This is a genomic window from Brucella sp. RRSP16, assembly GCF_052246815.1.
GTDB classification, from domain to species: Bacteria; Pseudomonadota; Alphaproteobacteria; order Rhizobiales; family Rhizobiaceae; genus Brucella; species Brucella intermedia.
Map to the genome: position 1 here is coordinate 336,950 of NZ_JBQQAM010000001.1, position 19,371 is coordinate 356,320.

A 19,371-nucleotide genomic window follows, 5' to 3' on the forward strand; every position below is an offset into this window, starting at 1 on the left:
TCACCGGTTGCTAAATGAGAAGGTAGTTCCATATCCCCCAAAGAAGGTTCCGGTCCATGCCGGAGGCGGGGCGGTGGGGATGACGAAAACCCTCGCAGACAGCGACCGCTTGCCGATGCTTCGTTTGAAGACGGTATCGTGACGACGATGGCAATGAGGGTGCTTCATTATGGCTTTCAACCGCAAGCAATGGATACTGGCTGGAGCGATTATCGTCCTTGCCGCAGGCGTGTATTACGCCTGGAAATCGCTGAACGGAGACGGGCTGCCGGAAGGCATCGCCCGGGGTAACGGCCGCATCGAGGCGGTTGAAATCGATATTTCAACGAAGAGTCCGGGGCGCATCCGCGAAATCCTCGTCGACGAAGGCGATTTCGTACAGGCAAATGACATCCTTGCACGCATGGATACGGACCAGCTTGAAAGCCAGCTCAAACAGGCCGAAGCGCAACTGCGCCGAGCCGAGATCGGTATCGAGACGGCACGGAGCCTGGTCACGCAACGCGAAGCTGAACACACGGCTGCGGAAGCGACGGTGGCGCAGCGGGAAGCGCAGCTCGATGCCGCGCAACGACGTTTGGCCCGCTCCCAGCAATTGACGCAAACACGCACGATTTCTCAGCAGGTTCTTGACGACGATCGCGCGACTGCGCAGGGAGCAGAGGCAGCGGTCGGTGCAGCCAGAGCACAGCTCGCCGCCACGGAAGCCGCCATAGGCGCCGCAAAGGCGCAGGTCATCGATGCCGAGGCATCCGTAGAGGCCGCCAGGGCGGCAATCGCCAGCATTCAGGCAGATATCAACGACGCCACCCTGAGGGCCCCGAAACCCGGGCGCGTCCAGTATCGCGTCGCCCAGCCGGGCGAGGTGCTTTCCGCCGGCGGACGGGTGCTCAATCTTGTCGATGTCAGCGATGTTTATATGACCTTTTTCCTGCCGACTGCTCAAGCAGGGCGGGTCGCCATTGGTGCCGAGGCCCGGATTGTTCTCGACGCCGCGCCGCAATATGTCATTCCTGCGAATATTAGCTTTGTGGCCGATGTTGCCCAGTTCACGCCCAAGACCGTGGAAACGGAGGAGGAGCGCCAGAAACTGATGTTCCGCGTCAAGGCGAAGATCTCGCAGGAACTGCTTCAAAAATATATTCAGCAGGTAAAAACGGGACTTCCGGGCATGGCCTATGTCAAGCTTGATCCCAATGCCGAGTGGCCGCAGCATCTTGCGGAAACCGTGAAATGAATGATGTTCCGGTCAAAGCTGGCGCTAGCGACGACAGCTTTGTCGTCCGGGCGCAAGACGTAGGATTGTCCTACGGAAAAACCCGCGCGCTGCGGGAGATCAACCTTGATGTTCCGGCAGGTTGCATGGTCGGGCTGATCGGGCCTGATGGGGTGGGCAAGTCGAGCCTGTTATCGCTGATCGCCGGGGCCCGGACGGTGCAGCAGGGCCATATCGAGGTCCTGAACGGCGATATTTCCGATAAGCGGCATCTTCAGTCCGCCTATCCGCGCATCGCCTATATGCCACAAGGGCTTGGGAAGAACCTTTATCCGACGCTTTCGGTGTTCGAAAATATCGATTTTTTCGGACGGTTGTTTGGACATAACCGGAAAGAACGCGAGCGGCGTATTACCGATCTTCTGGCACGAACCGGCATGTCGCCCTTCGCCGACCGTCCCGCGGGCAAACTTTCCGGCGGCATGAAGCAGAAGACAAGCCTCTGCTGCTCGCTGATCCATGATCCCGACCTGCTCATACTTGATGAGCCGACGACCGGTGTCGATCCACTATCCCGGCGTCAGTTCTGGGAGTTGATCGACGATATCCGCAAGGATCGTCCGGGAATGAGCGTCATCGTTGCCACGGCCTATATGGAAGAAGCCGAGCGTTTTGACTGGCTCGTCGCGATGAATGACGGTCAGATACTGGCGACGGGTACGTCGCAGGAATTGCTGCAGCGTACCAATACTCCCAATCTCGATGCTGCCTTTATCGCGCTTCTGCCGGAAGAATTGCGAAAAGGGCATCACGATATCGAAATCCCAAAGCGTGAATTCGGCGACGATGCCGAAATCGCAATCGAGGCGCAAAACGTCACTGTTCGCTTCGGCAATTTCACGGCAGTGAATGACGTGAGTTTTCGCATCCCGCGTGGCGAGATTTTCGGCTTTCTGGGCTCCAACGGTTGTGGCAAGACCACGACCATGAAAGTCCTGACGGGGCTGTTGCCCGCCAGTGAGGGTACAGCCCTGCTGTTCGGGCGTGAGGTCGACCCGAAGGATATCGATATACGCCGCCATGTCGGATATATGTCCCAGGCGTTTTCACTTTACTCGGAATTGACCGTTCGCCAGAATCTGGAGCTTCACGCCAAGCTGTTCGAGATGGCGGACGACCTGACCGAACGTCGGATCAAGGAATTGACCGAACGTTTTGATCTTACAGAGGTCATGGATTCCTTGCCCGACGCCTTGCCGCTTGGTATTCGCCAGCGGCTCTCACTGGCTGTGGCTTTGATCCATTCGCCCGATATCCTTATCCTCGATGAGCCGACATCTGGTGTCGACCCGGTCGCCCGTGACGCCTTCTGGCAAATCCTTGCCGATTTGTCGCGCAAGGACAACGTCACCATTTTTGTCTCCACCCATTTCATGAACGAAGCGGAACTCTGCGACCGTATTTCGCTGATGCATGCGGGCAAGGTGTTGATCAGCGATACCCCCAAGGCGATTACCGAAAGTCGCCATGCGGAAACTCTGGAGGAGGCCTTCGTCGCTTATCTTCAGGATGCTATCGGCGAAACAGGACAGCTCGCGCAATTGCCCGCAGTCTTGCCGGATCAAGCGGCAGAGGCAGATGAATCGCATCCAAAGCAGGCTTCAGGCTGGTTGCCGGACCTGAGGCGAATGCTGGCCTATACGCGGCGCGAGGCGCTGGAATTGAAGCGCGATCCGATCCGTGCAACGCTTGCTATCCTTGGCAGCGTTATCCTGATGTTTGTCATCGGTTACGGCATCAACATGGATGTCGAGAACCTGAAATTCGCTGTTCTCGACCGGGACGACACGACGATCAGCCGTAATTATGTCCAGCAGATTGCAGGTTCGCGTTATTTTTCCGAACAGGCTCCGATAACCGATTATGACGATCTCGACCGGCGAATGCGCGAGGGGGAAATCAGCCTCGCCATCGAAATACCGCCGAATTTCGGCGCAGATGTCATGCGCGGACGCCCAGTGGAAATCGCCGCATGGATTGACGGCGCGATGCCAACCCGCGCGGAGACAATCAAAGGCTATGTTCAGGGGATGCATGCCAATTGGCTGACGCAGAAAGCGCGTGAGCTTTATGGGCGCGCGGCGACTGTCGGCAGTTTCAACCTGGAAATCCGCTACCGTTATAATCCCGATGTGCAAAGCCTCGTGGCCATGGTGCCGGCGGTCATTCCGCTTCTGCTGCTGATGATCCCGGCGATGCTGGCGGTGCTAAGCGTAGTCCGTGAAAAAGAACTGGGTTCCATCATCAACTTCTACGTGACGCCAGTGACGAAATTCGAATTTCTGTTCGGCAAGCAATTGCCGTATATCGGGTTGGCGTTTCTCAATTTCCTGATGCTGACTGCCTTCGCAGTCTTCATTTTTCGGGTACCGTTTACGGGCAGCTTCCCAACCTATGCGCTGGCGGCATTGCTCTATGTCACGATCGCGACCGGCATGGGACTGGTGCTGTCGACTTTCATGAACAGCCAGATCGCTGCAATCTTCGGCACGGCGTTGCTGACACTCATTCCGGCGGTGCAATATTCTGGCATTATTGACCCTGTGTCGTCGCTGCAAGGCGCGGGCGCTTTCATCGGCAAAATCTATCCTGCAACGCATTTCGTAACCATTTCGCGTGGCGTTTTCTCCAAGGCACTGGGATTTGCCGATCTCGCAGGTTCGTTTCTGCCCTTGTTGATCGCGGTGCCGCTACTCATGGCGCTCGCCATCATTCTTCTCAAGAAACAGGCGGGCTGAGATGCGGATATCCAACATAGTCCAGCTTGGTGTGAAGGAACTGCGGGGTCTCGCACGCGATCCGATGCTGCTGATCCTCATCGTCTATGCCTTTACGCTTGCGATCTACACCGCTTCCAAGGCGATGCCCGAAACGCTCAACAATGCGGCCATAGCGATTGTCGATGAAGATCTGTCACCGGTTTCGGCCCGCATCACGACAGCGTTCTATCCGCCATATTTCGTACCTCCGAAACTCATTTCATCTTATGAAATGGATGCCCGGATGGATGAAGGGCTGGACACGTTCGCACTCAACATCCCGCCGAATTTTCAGCGGGATCTTCTGGCTGGGCGTTCCCCGACGATCCAGCTCAATGTCGACGCGACCCGGATGAGCCAGGCCTTTACCGGGGGTGGATATGTGCAGGCGATTGTGACGAGCGAGGTGAACGAATTTCTCAATCGCTATCGCGGCAGCGCACAAACACCCGTCGAACTCAATCTGAGGGCGAGATTCAATCAGGATTTGAACAAGGGTTGGTTCGGGGCGATCAACAATGTGATTTCGTCGGTGACGATGCTGTCTATCATTCTGACGGGCGCAGCCCTTATTCGAGAGCGCGAACACGGAACCATAGAGCATCTGCTGGTGATGCCGGTAACGCCCGTCGAAATCATGGTCAGCAAAATATGGTCTATGGGGCTGGTCGTGCTGATTGCTTCAGCTTTTGCCTTGGTCGTGGTGGTGCAGGGACTGCTCGCTGTTCCCATCTATGGATCGGTGTCGTTGTTCCTCGTCGGTGCGGCGCTGCAGCTTTTTGCGACGACCAGTCTTGGTATCTTTCTGGCGACTGCGGCTGGTTCCATGCCGCAATTCGGAATGCTGCTGATGCTGGTGCTACTGCCCTTGCAAGTGCTTTCAGGAGGCACAACCCCTCGTGAAAGCATGCCCGAGGTCATCCAGACGATCATGCTGGCGGCGCCGAACACGCATTTCGTCATATTGGCGCAGTCGATCCTGTTTCGTGGTGCAGGGCTAAGCGTCGTGTGGCCGCAGTTTCTGGCCCTTGTCGTCATCGGCTCGGTGCTTTTCTACTTCGCGCTCCAGCGCTTCCGTGCGTTCCTGCGATAAGAAAATTCTTTTGAAAACAGGAGGCTGAATCCATTCCTTGCCAATGTGATTCAGTTTTCTCTTCCGGATTGCGCTTCGTCGCAGTTGCGAATCCTTAACCATGTTGCTATCGCAATCACTAGGAAACGGTTCCGCTGTTCAGGCGGATGAAAAGGGAACACGGTGAAGCCATTCGGGCTGATGCCGCGACTGCCCCCGCAACTGTAACCGGAGAGCTATCCTCCACAGCCGTGCAAGCGGTGAAAGCCACTGAAAGCTATCGTGCGATCGGGAAGGCGGCGGAAAAGCGATGACCCGGAAGTCAGGAGACCTGCCGTATCCGGTCACCCATGCATGGATACGGGGTGTGTCCAGGCGCGGCTGTCCGTGGCGGTGACATTGTTGAAATGTTGCCGTCGGGAAGAAGGGCGTATCACGCCACTATCACTTCAACCTGCGGTGAGAGGAAAAGCCGGTTATCGGTCCTCCGATACGGCAGGTTGAGGAAAAAATGCATCTTTTGAAATCATCGGTTCTATTGGTATCGGCCAGTGTTCTTGCACTACCGTCTGTGACGCTTGCGCAAAACCTGCCGGAAAGCGAGGGCAGCGTCGTTCTCGATACAATCGTGGTCACGCCATTGCGCCGCGCGTCTTCGCTGCAGCGCTCGACCTCATCGGTGACTGTCATCGATTCCTCGGATATCGAGCGTTCGGCCGCTCCCGATCTGCAGTCACTGCTGAAATCCTATAACGGTATTTCCATCAAGACGAATGGCGGGCAGGGTTCTTCGGCTGGTATCTTCATTCGTGGGATGTCCGCCACGCAAACAGTCGTGCTGGTCAATGGCGTGCGCACCGCGTCCGCGACAAGCGGCGCAACTGGATTGGCGAATATTCCCCTGAGCTCAATAGACCGCATTGAGATCGCAAAAGGCCCTCATTCTGCTCAATATGGCGCCGACGCCATGGGTGGCGTGGTCAATATCATTACCAAGCAGGGTGGTGCCTGTGGCGAGCGCTCCTGGTGCGGCAGCCTTTCTACCGGGGTTAGCCATCCATGGGGCGGCTATGTTTCCGGTTCCGTTCAGGGGCGCAGTAAAGATGGGGTCGATTACACTTTCGGCGCGGCTATCACCGGCACGCAAGGATATGACTTCACCACATCGGATGCGTTTGGTCATGAGCCTGATCGCGATGGATTTCTACAGGGCTCCTTCAACTTTGCGCTGTCGAAAGATTTCGATTGGGGTAAAATTTATGCAGATGGTCTCTTCAGCCGGGGGCGTAACCAGTATGACGCCAAAGCGACTTCGCCGAACCAGGCTGACAGCACGGCATTTAACGGCAAGATCGGAACGCGGATCGATCATTCGGCGGACTGGTCGTCAACACTGGAATTCAGCACCGGTATCGACAATAGCCGTAACTTCCGCAAGGGCGTGAACGGATCTGACCGGTTTGAAACCAGGCGTTATGGGGTTTTTGGATCGACCGAGAAGAGCTTCGATACCCGCAACGTTGGTCATACGGTCACCGTTGGCGTGGAGGCCTACCGCGAGGAGATCAACACCACGGTTGCCTATGATGAAACCAGCCGCGACCTGGCTGCCGTGTTCGGTCAATATTCGCTGGAATATGAGGCGTTGCGCATTGACGGTGGCATTCGCTATGACCACAACAGTCAATTCGGCAACGTCGCCACTTATAACCTTGGCGCGAGCTATGAAATTTTGCCGGATTTGGTGCTGAGGTCTTCTTACGCAACCGGTTTCCGTGCGCCGACATTTAATGATCTTTACTATCCGCTGTCGGGAAATCCTGATTTGAACCCCGAGAAATCGGGTTCTTATGAACTCGGTTTGAATTGGCGGATCGGCGCTCGCACCAGTCTGGATATGGCTTTCTACGATACCAGACTAAAGCAGGGCATCAGCTGGAGAGAAAACGAGCAAACGCATCTCTGGTTGCCGGTGAACGTTGACCGAGCCCACATTACCGGTTTTGAAGCGACGCTCGACCACCGCTTCAACGACCAGTGGGGTGCCAAAGGCATGGTGGATTTCAAGCGGCCTATCGATGAAGACACTGGAAACGATCTTCCCTATCGTGAACGTTTCAAGGCAGCGGCTGAGGTCAATTTCACGCCGATTGAAAAGCTCGATCTGGCTGCAAGATTGATCTACGGCGGCTCCCGCTACGCGGACGCTGCGAACAACAAGAAACTCGGTGACTATGTGACCGCTGATTTTGTGGCGCTGTATTCCATCGACAAGCAATCGCAACTGAAGTTTTCGGTCGAGAATATTTTTGACAAGGACTATCAGGCCAGCTCTGGCTATATTGCGCCAGGACGTACGATCAATGTCGGATTGACCCGGAATTTCTGAGGCTGAACAGAGAATGAAAAGGGCATCCGCAAACTGGACCATCAGCTTCTGCCTCGCGGCGGGGCTGGCCCTTTTCGTTCGAAATCCGGCAGATGCAGCGGATAGTCCAAAGCGGGTTGTTTCCATCAATGTATGTACCGATCAGCTCGCAATTCTGTTGGCCAGGGAAGGGCAGCTACAATCGGTTTCCTATCTATCGCAGGACCCGGAATTGTCCGTCATGGCGGCGAAAGCCCGGCAGTTGCCGGCCAACCATGCGCAGGCAGAAGAAGTTTTCCTGATGAAGCCCGACCTTGTGCTGGCGGGAACATTCTCCTCGAGAGCGACGGTTGGACTATTGCGGAGGCTCGGCGTACGGGTGGAAGAGTTCGCGCCCGCCCGCTCGTTCAGCGATATAGAAGATCATCTGCGTCGCATGGGCGAGTTGCTCGGAAGACAGGCGGAAGCCAGCCGGGAAATCGATAAGATGAAAGCTGCTTTAGCGGCAATCCAGCAGCCTGTCCGTCGCAAGACGGTCGCGCTTTATTACGCCAACAGTTACACATCCGGTCGGGGCACGCTGGTCGATGAAGCAGTTCGCCTTGCCGGACTTGATAATCTGGCCGACCAGGCAGGCGTCAGTGGCTCTGCGCCGCTATCACTGGAAAAACTGGTGCTCGAAAAGCCGGATATTCTGGTGCGCAGTTCCAGAGAACGCGCGCCTGCGCTGGCTTTCGAGAATTTCGAACACCCGGCCTTGCGGGCGCTCGAGAGACAGGCGAGGGCGGTGACGATAGCAGACAATCTGACCGTGTGCGGTGGACCATTCAGCGTGGAAGCCGTGGCAGAACTCGCGGAGGCCGCGCGTGACTGAGTGTAACCGCTTCTATCTTCTGCTGGTCGGGCTGGCCCTGCTCGTGGCTTTGCTTTTCGTTGTTTCGCTGCTGACGGGACCTGCGGCAATCAGCATCCCCGACAGCCTCAAGGCACTTTTCGGCGATGACAGCGAAATGATCGTGCTAGTGATGCGCGAAATCCGTCTGCCCCGGGCATTGCTCGCGCTCCTTATCGGAGCTTCGCTTGGGCTGTCTGGCGCTGCCTTGCAGGGCTATCTGCGCAACCCGCTCGCGGAACCGGGTTTGCTGGGAGTGAGCGCATCGGCGTCGTTCGGAGCGGTTATTGCTATCTATAGCGGCCTGTCGCTTCTGTTTCCGCTGGCCTTGCCGCTGCTTGCGCTGGCGGGGGCTTTTGTGTCGGTGTTTCTCGTCAAGCTTCTGGCGGGGCGGAATGCCGGCACGCTCGCCGTCATTCTGGCAGGTGTCGCGGTGACGAGCCTTGCCGGAGCATTGACGGCGCTGGCGCTCAACCTGTCACCCAATCCATTTGCGGCAATGGAAATCGTGTTCTGGATGCTCGGATCGCTGGCAGACAGATCAATGACCCATGTCGGTCTTGCCGCACCATTTATTCTGGTTGGCTGGACGATGCTTCTGGCACTCGGGCGGTCTCTCGACAGCCTGACATTAGGGGTCGACGCTGCGGCCACGATGGGCGTCAATCTGGCTCGTGTGCAGCTGTTTGCCGTGCTGGGTACCGCGGCCTGCGTCGGTGCTTCCACTGCGGTTGCAGGGGCAATCGGTTTCGTAGGACTGGTGGTCCCTCATCTCTTGCGTCCCCTTGTGGGTTCGCGTCCATCGCGATTACTGGTCGCAAGCGGTTTCGGTGGCGCTGGCCTTTTGCTGGCGGCTGACATATTGGTGCGCATCGTCATGCCGGGGCGTGAGCTGAAACTGGGCGTCCTCACCGCAATCATCGGTGCGCCGTTCTTCCTGTGGCTGGTTTTCAAATATCGGAGGCGGCTCGTATGACATCGCTTTCGGCAAAAAATCTTTCCGTTACGCTCGGCGGAAAAGCTGCGCTCAACGATGCAAGTTTCGCTATTCGCGACGGTGAATTCATCGGGTTGATCGGACCCAATGGCGCCGGAAAGACGACGTTGTTGCGCGCTATCCTGGGGCTTGTTGCGTCCCGAGGAGAGATTTCGCTTGATGGGGACGACTTGCGCCGAATGACGGCTTCGGAAAAAGCGCAAAAGCTTGCCTATCTGCCCCAGGAGCGTGATGTGGCGTGGCCGATATCAGTGGAGATGCTTGTTTCCTTGGGCCGTTCTGCGTTGAAACCGGTCTTTGCGAGCATGAATGCGCAGGACAAGGCGCTTGTCGATAGTGCAATGCAGCGTATGGACGTTGCCCAATTCCGAGACAGGCCCGCAATGGAGCTTTCCGGCGGCGAGCGGGCGCGGGTACTGATTGCGCGTGTGCTGGCGCAGGATACGCCGATGATACTCGCTGACGAGCCGGTGGCAGGCCTCGACCCTTCTCATCAACTGGGGTTGATGGAGAGTTTTTCTGAACTTGCGCGGGAGGGGAGAACGGTTGTTGCCTCATTGCATGAGTTGAGCCTTGCGGCACAGCATTGCACGCGCCTGCTTGTGGTGGACAAGGGGGAAATCGTTGCGGACGGGGCGCCAACGGAGGTCCTCACGCCGCAACTATTGCAAGACGTCTATGGCATAGATGCGAAAATACTGACAGTCGACGGAGAGTTCATCGTTCATCCTGCTTCACGTACAGGCTAGACATTTTTCCATTGGCGGTCACGGGACGAGGCGTAGATCGTTTCTACAGCCTTCTGCACTTCATAACCCTCACGAAAATCGGCGTGACCGTTCCTCTGTCCAGCGGTGGCAAGCAGGAAGTCGCGGACCTCGATTGTCTTGAGATCATTGAAGCCGATCTGGTGACCGCCCGCGACGCAAAAGGCTCCATAGGGTTCGTGCTCAGGTCCTGCGAATATCTTGCGGAAGCCCTGTTGCCCTTTTTTGTCGGAAAAGAGAAACAGGTCGAGCTCGTTGAAGCGTTCCTGCGAAAAGCATAACGAACCTTTCGATCCGGAAATCTCGAAATCATGCTGCATCTTGCGACCGCTGGCGATCCAGCTTGCTTCGAGCGTTCCGGTCGCTCCGTTTTCAAAACGCAGGAAAGCACGCGAAACGTCGTCCACTTCCACGGGTTTCATCCGTGAAGGGTTCAAACTATCCGGACGCTCGCTGATGACTGTCACGGCGTCTCCCATGACGGCTGTGATCGGTCCAACGAGATAGCGCGCAGCAGCGATGATATGACTGCCGATGTCGGCCAGTGCTCCGCCTCCGCCCGCCGGATCAAGCCTCCAGGTCCAGGGGATACGGGCGTCGGCCATGAAGTCCTCAGCGTGAATGCCGCGAAAATTGCGGATTTCGCCCAGTTCTCCGCTTTCGATGATTTCCCTTGCCAGCTTTATCATCGGGTTTTTGAGGTAGTTGAATCCGACTGCGGTCTGAACACCTTTCCGTTCAGCGGCGAGCGCCATTTCGAGGCACTCGGCTGCGGTGGGGGCAAGCGGCTTTTCGCAATAGACGTGTTTGCCTGCTTCAATGGCGGCGAGCGCCATTTCCCTGTGAAAACGGTTTGGCGTAGTGATGTCGATGAGATCGACATCCGGGTTTGAGATCAGTGTACGCCAATCGCCGGTGGCATTTGCAAAGCCCAGTTGTTTTGCGGCTTTTGTCGCTATTTCCGCATTCACATCGGCCAATGTGTGAAGCCGCACTTCAATCGGCAAGTCGAACACCCGGTTGACGTTTGCGAGTGCAAGGGCGTGCGTCTTGCCCATGAAACCGGACCCGATCAAACCGACCGTCAGAAGCTCAGTTCTACCAGTCATGGCATTCCTCCCGAAACGATGGTCGAGGTGTTTGGCGCTGCGCAACTCCTTTGCGAAATAAGCATATCGTCGGCAGCTTATGCGATTGACATCAGCTACCAGAAATGGAATTATAATTCCACGATAATTTGTTATGAATGTTTCATTCTATTGAATAAACCCAACCTCTGCATGAGTTGCCGGACAAACGCTTGGAGGAGCGCCGGGATGCCGCAGACGAAGGTAAAGCGTTAACGCAAACCGGCGGGGAGCGCCGGACAAGGGAGGAGTGAACATGCAATCTCTATTGAAGTCGGCCGTAGCCGGGGTGGCCTTGTTGGCTGCTTCTGTCGCAGCCCAGGCAGCTGATATTAATATCGTCGTGGTCAGCCATGGTCAGGCATCCGACCCGTTCTGGTCTGTCGTGAAGAATGGCGTTGCGGAAGCGGCAAAGGATACGGGTGTGAAGGTCGATTACCGCGCACCGGAAACCTTTGACATGGTGCAGATGGCGCAGCTTATCGATGCTGCGATCAATCAGAAACCACAAGGTATCGTGGTTTCCATTCCAGATGCGGATGCGCTTGGACCGTCGATTCAACGTGCTGTCGCAGCCGGTATTCCCGTCATTTCCATGAATTCCGGGTCCGATGCTTCGAAGAAGCTCGGCGCTCTGCTGCATGTCGGTCAGGATGAATTCGATGCCGGTAAGGTTGCCGGTGAAGCATTGAAGAATGCTGGCGGAAAGAAAGGCATTTGCGTCAATCAGGAAGTCGGAAACGTCTCGCTCGATCAGCGTTGTGCAGGCTTCAAAGAGGGCTTTGGTGAGGTGACGGTTCTGCCTACGTCGACAGATCCTGCAGAAAACGAAGCCAAGGTTCGTGCGGCTTTGGCATCCGATGCTGCCGTCGACACGATCCTGACCCTCAATGCGACACTCGCGGGTGAACCAGCTGTGAAGGCTGCTGCAGAGAGCGGTCGCAGCGGTATCCACGTTGCGACGTTCGATATGTCGGCTGGCTTTCTGGAAGCCGTCGAAAAGGGACAGGCGGATTTCGCCATCGATCAGCAGCAGTTCCTGCAAGGCTATCTGCCGGTATCGTTTCTCGCGCTTAACGCGAAGTACGGCTTGATGCCGGGTGGTAATGTTCCATCGGGTCCGAACCTGATCACCAAGGACAAAGCCAAGCAGGTCGTTGAACTTTCGGCCAAGGGCATCCGTTAACCTCGTTTCGACGATCAAACATCAAGCCCGCCCATGACAATGGGCGGGAATGGGTTTCTGCGCCCGGAATGTATCAGGAGAAGATCATGAGTGAGCCACTTCCCCATCAAAAGGCCGGAACGGCACCGCTGTCGAAGGATGAGCGTTTGCAATCGGCCAGCCCGTTGCAGCGGCTCCTGAGCCGGCCGGAATTGGGGGCGGTGTCTGGTCTGATCCTTATAACGATCTTTTTCGTTTCTGTTGCCAACCCTGCGATGTTCACGGCAGCCGGTATCATGAACTTCATGGCGCCTGCTTCGCAGCTTGGCATTCTGGCCGTCGCCGCGGCGCTTCTTATGATCGGCGGCGAGTTCGATCTCTCCATCGGCTCGATGGTCGCCTTTGCTGGCCTGATCTTCGCCGCTGCCCTCGTCGTGTGGCAGGTACCACTCGCCGTCGCCATCATCGTCACCCTGCTTTTTGCGGCTTTCGTGGGCGTGGTGAATGCCCAGATAGTTATCCGGACGGGCCTGCCATCCTTTATCGTAACGCTCGCTTTCCTCTTCATTCTGCGTGGTTTGTCGTTGGTTGGGCTGAAATGGGCCACGGGCGGAGCCACCCAATTGCGGGGTGTGAAGGAAGCCGTTGCGGGCAGTTATCTTGCAGGACTCTTTTCCGGCGATGCCTTTCAGGGAGTTTTTGCCTGGATGGCTGAAAACGACCTGATCGCCAAATTCCCCAATGGGGAGCCGTCGGTAAGAGGCGTCCCTGTCGAAGTTCTCTGGTTCATCGCCATTGCGCTTATCGCGACCTATGTGCTGGTGCGCACCCGCTTCGGCAACTGGATTTTCGCGGCAGGCGGTGATGCACTTGCCGCCCGCAATTCCGGTGTTCCCGTGCGCCGTGTCAAGACGACACTCTTCATGTGCACGGCAATGGCTGCAGCACTGGTGGCTATCCTTACCGTTCTGGATGCTGGCTCAACCGACGCGCGCCGCGGCTTCCAGAAGGAATTCGAGGCGATTATTGCCGCGGTGATTGGGGGCTGTCTGCTGACCGGCGGTTATGGCTCTGCGATAGGCGCATTCTTCGGTGCGATCATATTCGGGATGGTGTTGATCGGGTTGACCTATACCCAGATCGATCAGGACTGGTATCTGGTCTTTCTCGGCGGAATGCTATTGATCGCGGTGCTCTTCAACAATTTCATTCGCAAGCGTGCGACCGGCGAGCGCTGAGGAGGTTTGCCATGACGACGCCCATCATCGAAGTCCGCAATCTCGTTAAACATTTCGGCCCAGTCATCGCATTGAACGGCGTCTCGTTAAGCGTCGAACCGGGGCAGGTGCACTGTCTGCTTGGTGACAATGGCGCTGGTAAATCGACCCTGATCAAAACGCTGTCCGGCGTGCATAAGCCGACGAGCGGCGACTTTCTGGTTGAGGGGAAGCCTGTCTTCTTCAACAGTCCGCGTGATGCGCTCGATCATGGCATCGCGACCGTCTATCAGGATCTAGCTATGATCCCGTTGATGTCCGTCATGCGCAATTTCTTTCTTGGGCGCGAACCGACAAAGGGCGTCGGACCTTTCCGCTGGTTCGATGCACAACAGGCCGAAGAGGTAACACGCGAGGAAATGCGCAAGATCGGGATTGACGTTCGTGATCCACAGCAGGCTGTGGGAACGCTTTCCGGCGGCGAGCGCCAGTGTGTGGCCATTGCCCGCGCCGTCTATTTCGGGGCGAAGGTGCTCATCCTTGATGAACCTACCTCGGCGCTGGGCGTGCGCCAGACAGCGATGGTTCTCAAATACATCAATCTGGTGCGCTCGCGGGGGCTGGGCGTCATCTTCATCACCCACAATGTTCGTCATGCCCATGCGGTCGGCGACAAGTTCACGGTTCTCAATCGCGGCGTAACGCTTGGAACGCGAACCAAGAACGATGTGGACATGGACGAACTGCAAAGCCTGATGGCGGGTGGGCAGGAGCTTGCCGATCTGACTGCCGAACTGGGCGGCAGGGTTTGATGGGTTTTCGGAGTGTAGAATGAACGGACAATTCAGCGGTAAAGTTGCTGTCATAACGGGAAGCACCCAAGGGCTGGGAGCAGCAACGGCCAAACTGTTTGCTGAAAGAGGCGCGAAAGGTCTCTTGATATGCGGGCGTTCGGCTGAGAAGGGGCGGGCACAGGTCGATCAGTTGAAAAAAGCGGGAACAGAAGCCGTTTTCGTTCAGGCCGATCTTGAGAAGGTGGAAGACTGCCGCAAGATCATCTCGGAAGCTGATCGTGTGTTTGGACGACTCGATGTCCTCGTAAACGCTGCTGGTCTCACGGATCGGGGCACCATTCTGGATACCGACCCCGAACTGTTCGACCGTTTGTTTGCGGTGAATATGCGAGCGCCGTTCTTCCTCATTCAGGAAGCGATAAAGCTGTTCCGACGCGACAAGGTTGAGGGAACCATCGTCAATATTTCTTCGATGTCCTCCATGGGCGGCCAGCCATTCATTGCGGCTTACTGTGCCTCCAAGGGGGCGCTCGACACGCTGACCCGCAACGTGGCCTATTCGGTGCTTCGCAACCGCATTCGCATCAATAGCCTGAATATTGGCTGGATGGCATCGGACGGCGAGGATCGCATCCAGCGCGAATTTCACAATGCGCCGGCGAACTGGCTCGATGAAGCGGCCCGGAGCCAGCCTTTCGGAAGGCTGATCGATCCGGCCGAAGTTGCCCGTGCGATAGCTTTCCTGGCCTCGGAAGAATCCGGATTGATGACCGGCGCCATCGTGAATTTCGATCAATCCGTCTGGGGCGCGTATGGTGCATCTCCGCATCCAGATCAGCCGCTTTAGCGGCTGACAGTATCCGTATGTTCGTATGAGGGGTTGGAGCCTGGTTCGGCAACTGAAGTGGTTTGATAGATATTTCCATCGAGATTGCGAATATTTGTATGTTGCTTTGTTCGAGTATTGCTTGAGCAAAGCATAAAATATTGTGAGAAAATTTTATATCCCTTCTTGCGCTTGCAATTTCAGGTAGTTAGAGCATCTGCCTGCCTGACCGATTCAGGCTGTGTGTTTCAAGCAGTTGTTTCAGCCGTATTAACGCAATGTCAAAGCCTCCCTTCGACTGCGAATTCGCTCTAGACAATAAGCTGGCACAGACACCGTTTTAATTTGCGCTGAAAGGACCAGCATCGTGGAGCAGGCAAAGAACGGAACCCGCAAGGGTGGGCGCAAGGCGCTGTGGGCGGCTGTTGCGATAATCGCTATCGCCGCCGCCGGTTTGACCGGATACAAATTCACACTTGAGAAGACCATTACATCGCAGCTTGAAAAGCGTGGCGGCAAGGCATCTTCCGTCGAAGCGGATTTTCTCGGACGTATCCACCTGCGCGACGTGACGTTGCCGCTGAAGGATGGCTCTGACGTTCGTATTGCTTCGGTCGATGGTCGCCCGAAGTTCCTGTTCCTCACGGGGATGCTGAATGCGTCGGGCATCGATACAGAGATCGGCAACTACAAGATTTCCATTCCAAGCGTGGCGATCGAAGACGCCAATTTCGATAGCGCCATGCTGAAGGACACTTTCGGCAATAGCGGTCTCACGCTGCCGGAGCGCGTTGGCCGTTTCTCGGCAAAGCGCCTCACCGCGCAGGAAATCAAGGTCGTCCAGACGGTTGCGAATAACGAACAGAACGTTGTCTACAAGGACGTTGCGCTGGAAGATATCAACCTCGGCAAGGTTGCTCACTATACCGCTGGCAGCACAGATTTCGACTTTACGGTCGAAGTTCCAGACGAAGACGGCGAAAAAGTCACGGAAAAAATGACCGGTACCATCGGTGCCGCAGAAGGCAAGGACATAGATGGTGTCTTCCTTGCTCGCCTTTATACCGAGAAGGCAGGTCCGGACGACAAGGAGGCCAAGCCGGTCTACGGTCCGTTCTCGGCGAAAAACATCGTCATGAAGACGAAGGATGTGACTTTCAGCTACGATGAAGTTCGCAGCAACGGCTTTTCAGCTCGTATGCCTGCCGTACCATTCACCGAAACTTTGCAAAAGCTGCAAGCTCTCGAAAAGATGGACGAACCTTCCCCGGCAGAAACGCGTGAGCTTATTCTCCAGCTGACTTCCCTATTCGAGACGATCGGCAAGGGTGATGTCGAGCTGATCGGCATGAAGATCGAGCCTACCGACGCCTCGAAGGGCAAGGGCGGCATCGAACGCATTGCGGTCGCTTTCGACAATCAGAAGATGGACGCGACCATCAAGGGTTTCGGGTTTGCGGAAGGCCCGAATTACATGAAGATGGAAGAAGCTTCCTTGCAGGGCTTCTCCTGGGCGACATCAATCGAAGCGTTGAAAAAGTTTGCGGCGCTAAGCGACGATCAGATTGAGAACTTCCCTTATACGACCATGCTCCCGGAATTCGGCACGCTTCGGATTGTGGGAATCGACGCAGACCTGCCATACGACGAATCTGAAGATGTAGATGCAGGCGAAGAAAACGCGGACGATGCGGATCAGGCTGCAACGGAAGAAACGTCGGTTCCTTCGCTGCCGGAACGCATTCAGTTTGCCATGAAGAGCTACGAAGTCTCTCTCAACAAGCCTTACAACGGCATTCCGACCGACGTGCGCGTGGCTTACGAAGATATGTCGCTCAAAGTCCCGGCACAGGGCGATGACGAATTCTACCAGCAGCTTCGCAAACTTGGTTATGACCGTCTCACCATGTCCTCAAATTTCGAGGCCAACTGGGATGAAGCAAACCAGAATTTGATCATCAAGGACATCTCGGTCAGCGGTAAGGATATGGGGTCCGTGTCCATGTCGGGCTTGATGGGGGGCTTCACCAAGGAGTTCTTCTCGGGTGACAAGGTGATGACACAGGTCGCTTTGCTTGGGCTCAAGGCCAAGCAGGTAAACCTCAAAATCCAGGAAAAGGGTATCATCGCGAAGGGCATCAAAATGTATGCCCAAGAAAATAATTTGACCGAAGACGAAGTGCGCAGCACTGTGTCTCTGATAGCTGCAGCCGCTCTACAGGAACTGGCAGCGGATCAGCCGCAGTTACAGGATGTTGCGGCGGCGTTTTCTACCTTCCTTGCTAAGCCGAATATTTTCGAGCTTGCCGTCAAGGCGAAAGCCGATAAGGGCATTGGCGCCCTTGAAATGGTAGCTGCATCGCAGGATCCGCTCACTTTGCTCGACAAGGTCGATATCGAAGCCAAGACGGAATAATCGGCTATTCAATCGACATAAGCGAAACGCCGGCCTTTGGCCGGCGTTCTTGTAATCAGAGCTTCACCAAAACATTACACAAGGGTCATGCCCTTGAAATACAAGGGTCCTAGTAAGCCTCGGAAATAACGAGGCCAACATGACCAGAAAAAATGTCCTGCTTATCGTCGTTGATCAATGGCGAGCAGATTTTATCCCTCACCTGATGCGGGCGGAGGGGCGCGAACCTTTCCTTAAAACTCCCAATCTTGATCGTCTTTGCCGGGAAGGCTTGACCTTCCGCAATCATGTCACGACGTGCGTGCCGTGTGGTCCGGCAAGGGCAAGCCTGCTGACGGGCCTCTACCTGATGAACCACCGGGCGGTGCAGAACACTGTTCCGCTTGACCAGCGCCATCTAAACCTTGGCAAGGCCCTGCGCGCCATTGGCTACGATCCCGCGCTCATTGGTTACACCACCACGACACCTGATCCGCGCACAACCTCTGCAAGGGATCCGCGTTTCACGGTCCTGGGCGACATCATGGACGGCTTTCGTTCGGTCGGCGCATTCGAGCCCAATATGGAGGGGTATTTTGGCTGGGTGGCGCAGAACGGCTTCGAACTGCCAGAGAACCGCGAAGATATCTGGCTGCCGGAAGGTGAACATTCCGTTCCCGGTGCTACCGACAAACCGTCGCGCATTCCGAAGGAATTTTCGGATTCGACATTCTTCACGGAGCGCGCCCTGACATATCTGAAGGGCAGGGACGGCAAGCCTTTCTTCCTGCATCTTGGCTATTATCGCCCGCATCCGCCTTTCGTAGCCTCCGCGCCCTACCATGCGATGTACAAAGCCGAAGATATGCCTGCGCCTATACGTGCGGAGAATCCGGATGCCGAAGCGGCACAGCATCCGCTCATGAAGCACTATATCGACCACATCAGACGCGGCTCGTTCTTCCATGGCGCGGAAGGCTCGGGAGCAACGCTTGATGAAGGCGAAATTCGCCAGATGCGCGCTACATATTGCGGACTGATCACCGAGATCGACGATTGTCTGGGGAGGGTCTTTGCCTATCTCGATGAAACCGGTCAGTGGGACGACACGCTGATTATCTTCACGAGCGATCATGGCGAACAACTGGGCGATCATCACCTGCTCGGCAAGATCGGTTACAATGCCGAAAGCTTCCGTATTCCCTTGGTCATAAAGGATGCGGGACAGAACCGGCACGCCGGCCAGATCGAAGAAGGCTTCTCCGAAAGCATCGACGTCATGCCGACCATCCTCGAATGGCTGGGCGGGGAAACGCCTCGCGCCTGCGACGGCCGTTCGCTGTTGCCGTTTCTGGCTGAGGGAAAGCCCTCCGACTGGCGCACGGAACTACATTACGAGTTCGATTTTCGCGATGTCTTCTACGATCAGCCGCAGAACTCGGTCCAGCTTTCCCAGGATGATTGCAGCCTCTGTGTGATCGAGGACGAAAACTACAAGTACGTGCATTTTGCCGCCCTGCCGCCGCTGTTCTTCGATCTGAAGGCAGACCCGCATGAATTCAGCAATCTGGCTGGCGATCCTGCTTATGCGGCCCTCGTTCGTGACTATGCCCAGAAGGCATTGTCGTGGCGACTGTCTCATGCCGACCGGACACTCACCCATTACAGATCCAGCCCGCAAGGGCTGACAACGCGCAACCATTGATCTCAGGAGCA

At 56.1% G+C, this 19,371-nt stretch carries 14 protein-coding genes and 1 riboswitch; of the genes, 13 read left to right on the forward strand and 1 reads right to left on the reverse strand.

Annotated features, from left to right (window positions below):
* Positions 1–169 precede the first annotated feature (169 nt).
* From ACS5UA_RS01580 to ACS5UA_RS01610, 7 genes are all read left to right on the forward strand, one after another.
* Positions 170–1,237 (forward strand): HlyD family secretion protein, encoded by a 1,068-nt coding sequence (locus ACS5UA_RS01580; RefSeq protein ID WP_021586666.1) that lies wholly within the window; start codon positions 170–172, stop codon positions 1,235–1,237.
* On the forward strand, positions 1,234–4,014 hold the full coding sequence (rbbA, locus tag ACS5UA_RS01585; RefSeq protein WP_021586667.1) for a ribosome-associated ATPase/putative transporter RbbA: 2,781 nt from the start codon (positions 1,234–1,236) through the stop codon (positions 4,012–4,014). Before ACS5UA_RS01580 ends, rbbA begins: the two co-directional genes overlap by 4 nt.
* A gap of 1 nt (position 4,015) precedes the next feature.
* Positions 4,016–5,128: an ABC transporter permease gene (locus ACS5UA_RS01590; RefSeq protein ID WP_021586668.1), complete on the forward strand. Its 1,113-nt coding sequence runs from the start codon at positions 4,016–4,018 to the stop codon at positions 5,126–5,128.
* A gap of 109 nt (positions 5,129–5,237) precedes the next feature.
* Positions 5,238–5,460: riboswitch (cobalamin riboswitch) on the forward strand.
* 158 nt (positions 5,461–5,618) lie between these two features.
* Positions 5,619–7,496, forward strand: coding sequence for a TonB-dependent receptor domain-containing protein (locus ACS5UA_RS01595; protein ID WP_443101112.1), 1,878 nt, complete (start codon positions 5,619–5,621; stop codon positions 7,494–7,496).
* A gap of 13 nt (positions 7,497–7,509) precedes the next feature.
* Positions 7,510–8,349: an ABC transporter substrate-binding protein gene (locus ACS5UA_RS01600; protein WP_021586670.1), complete on the forward strand. Its 840-nt coding sequence runs from the start codon at positions 7,510–7,512 to the stop codon at positions 8,347–8,349.
* On the forward strand, positions 8,342–9,343 hold the full coding sequence (locus tag ACS5UA_RS01605) for a FecCD family ABC transporter permease (protein WP_021586671.1): 1,002 nt from the start codon (positions 8,342–8,344) through the stop codon (positions 9,341–9,343). The genes ACS5UA_RS01600 and ACS5UA_RS01605 overlap by 8 nt, the downstream gene beginning before the upstream one ends.
* Positions 9,340–10,113, forward strand: coding sequence for an ABC transporter ATP-binding protein (locus ACS5UA_RS01610; RefSeq protein WP_021586672.1), 774 nt, complete (start codon positions 9,340–9,342; stop codon positions 10,111–10,113). The genes ACS5UA_RS01605 and ACS5UA_RS01610 overlap by 4 nt, the downstream gene beginning before the upstream one ends.
* Here ACS5UA_RS01610 and ACS5UA_RS01615 read toward each other — a convergent pair.
* Positions 10,110–11,240: a Gfo/Idh/MocA family protein gene (locus tag ACS5UA_RS01615; protein ID WP_021586673.1), complete on the reverse strand. Its 1,131-nt coding sequence runs from the start codon at positions 11,238–11,240 to the stop codon at positions 10,110–10,112. The genes ACS5UA_RS01610 and ACS5UA_RS01615 overlap by 4 nt on opposite strands.
* A 274-nt stretch (positions 11,241–11,514) precedes the next feature.
* On the opposite strand from ACS5UA_RS01615, the gene ACS5UA_RS01620 reads away from it, so the two are divergent.
* The 6 genes from ACS5UA_RS01620 (at position 11,515) to pehA (ending at position 19,360) form a co-directional block, all read left to right on the forward strand.
* Complete coding sequence (locus tag ACS5UA_RS01620) at positions 11,515–12,444, forward strand: sugar ABC transporter substrate-binding protein (RefSeq protein ID WP_006471710.1); 930 nt, start codon at positions 11,515–11,517, stop codon at positions 12,442–12,444.
* Positions 12,445–12,530: 86 nt separating this feature from the next.
* Positions 12,531–13,661, forward strand: a complete 1,131-nt coding sequence (locus tag ACS5UA_RS01625) for an ABC transporter permease (RefSeq protein WP_036592843.1) — start codon at positions 12,531–12,533, stop codon at positions 13,659–13,661.
* 11 nt (positions 13,662–13,672) lie between these two features.
* A complete protein-coding gene (locus ACS5UA_RS01630) occupies positions 13,673–14,452 on the forward strand; it encodes an ATP-binding cassette domain-containing protein (protein WP_006467147.1) in 780 nt (259 codons plus the stop codon).
* Positions 14,453–14,471: 19 nt separating this feature from the next.
* Positions 14,472–15,281: an SDR family oxidoreductase gene (locus ACS5UA_RS01635; protein WP_021586676.1), complete on the forward strand. Its 810-nt coding sequence runs from the start codon at positions 14,472–14,474 to the stop codon at positions 15,279–15,281.
* A 346-nt stretch (positions 15,282–15,627) separates the two neighbouring features.
* On the forward strand, positions 15,628–17,676 hold the full coding sequence (locus ACS5UA_RS01640; RefSeq protein WP_021586677.1) for a hypothetical protein: 2,049 nt from the start codon (positions 15,628–15,630) through the stop codon (positions 17,674–17,676).
* Positions 17,677–17,815: 139 nt separating this feature from the next.
* On the forward strand, positions 17,816–19,360 hold the full coding sequence (gene pehA / locus ACS5UA_RS01645) for a phosphoric/sulfuric ester hydrolase PehA (RefSeq protein WP_075041968.1): 1,545 nt from the start codon (positions 17,816–17,818) through the stop codon (positions 19,358–19,360).
* Positions 19,361–19,371 lie beyond the last annotated feature (11 nt).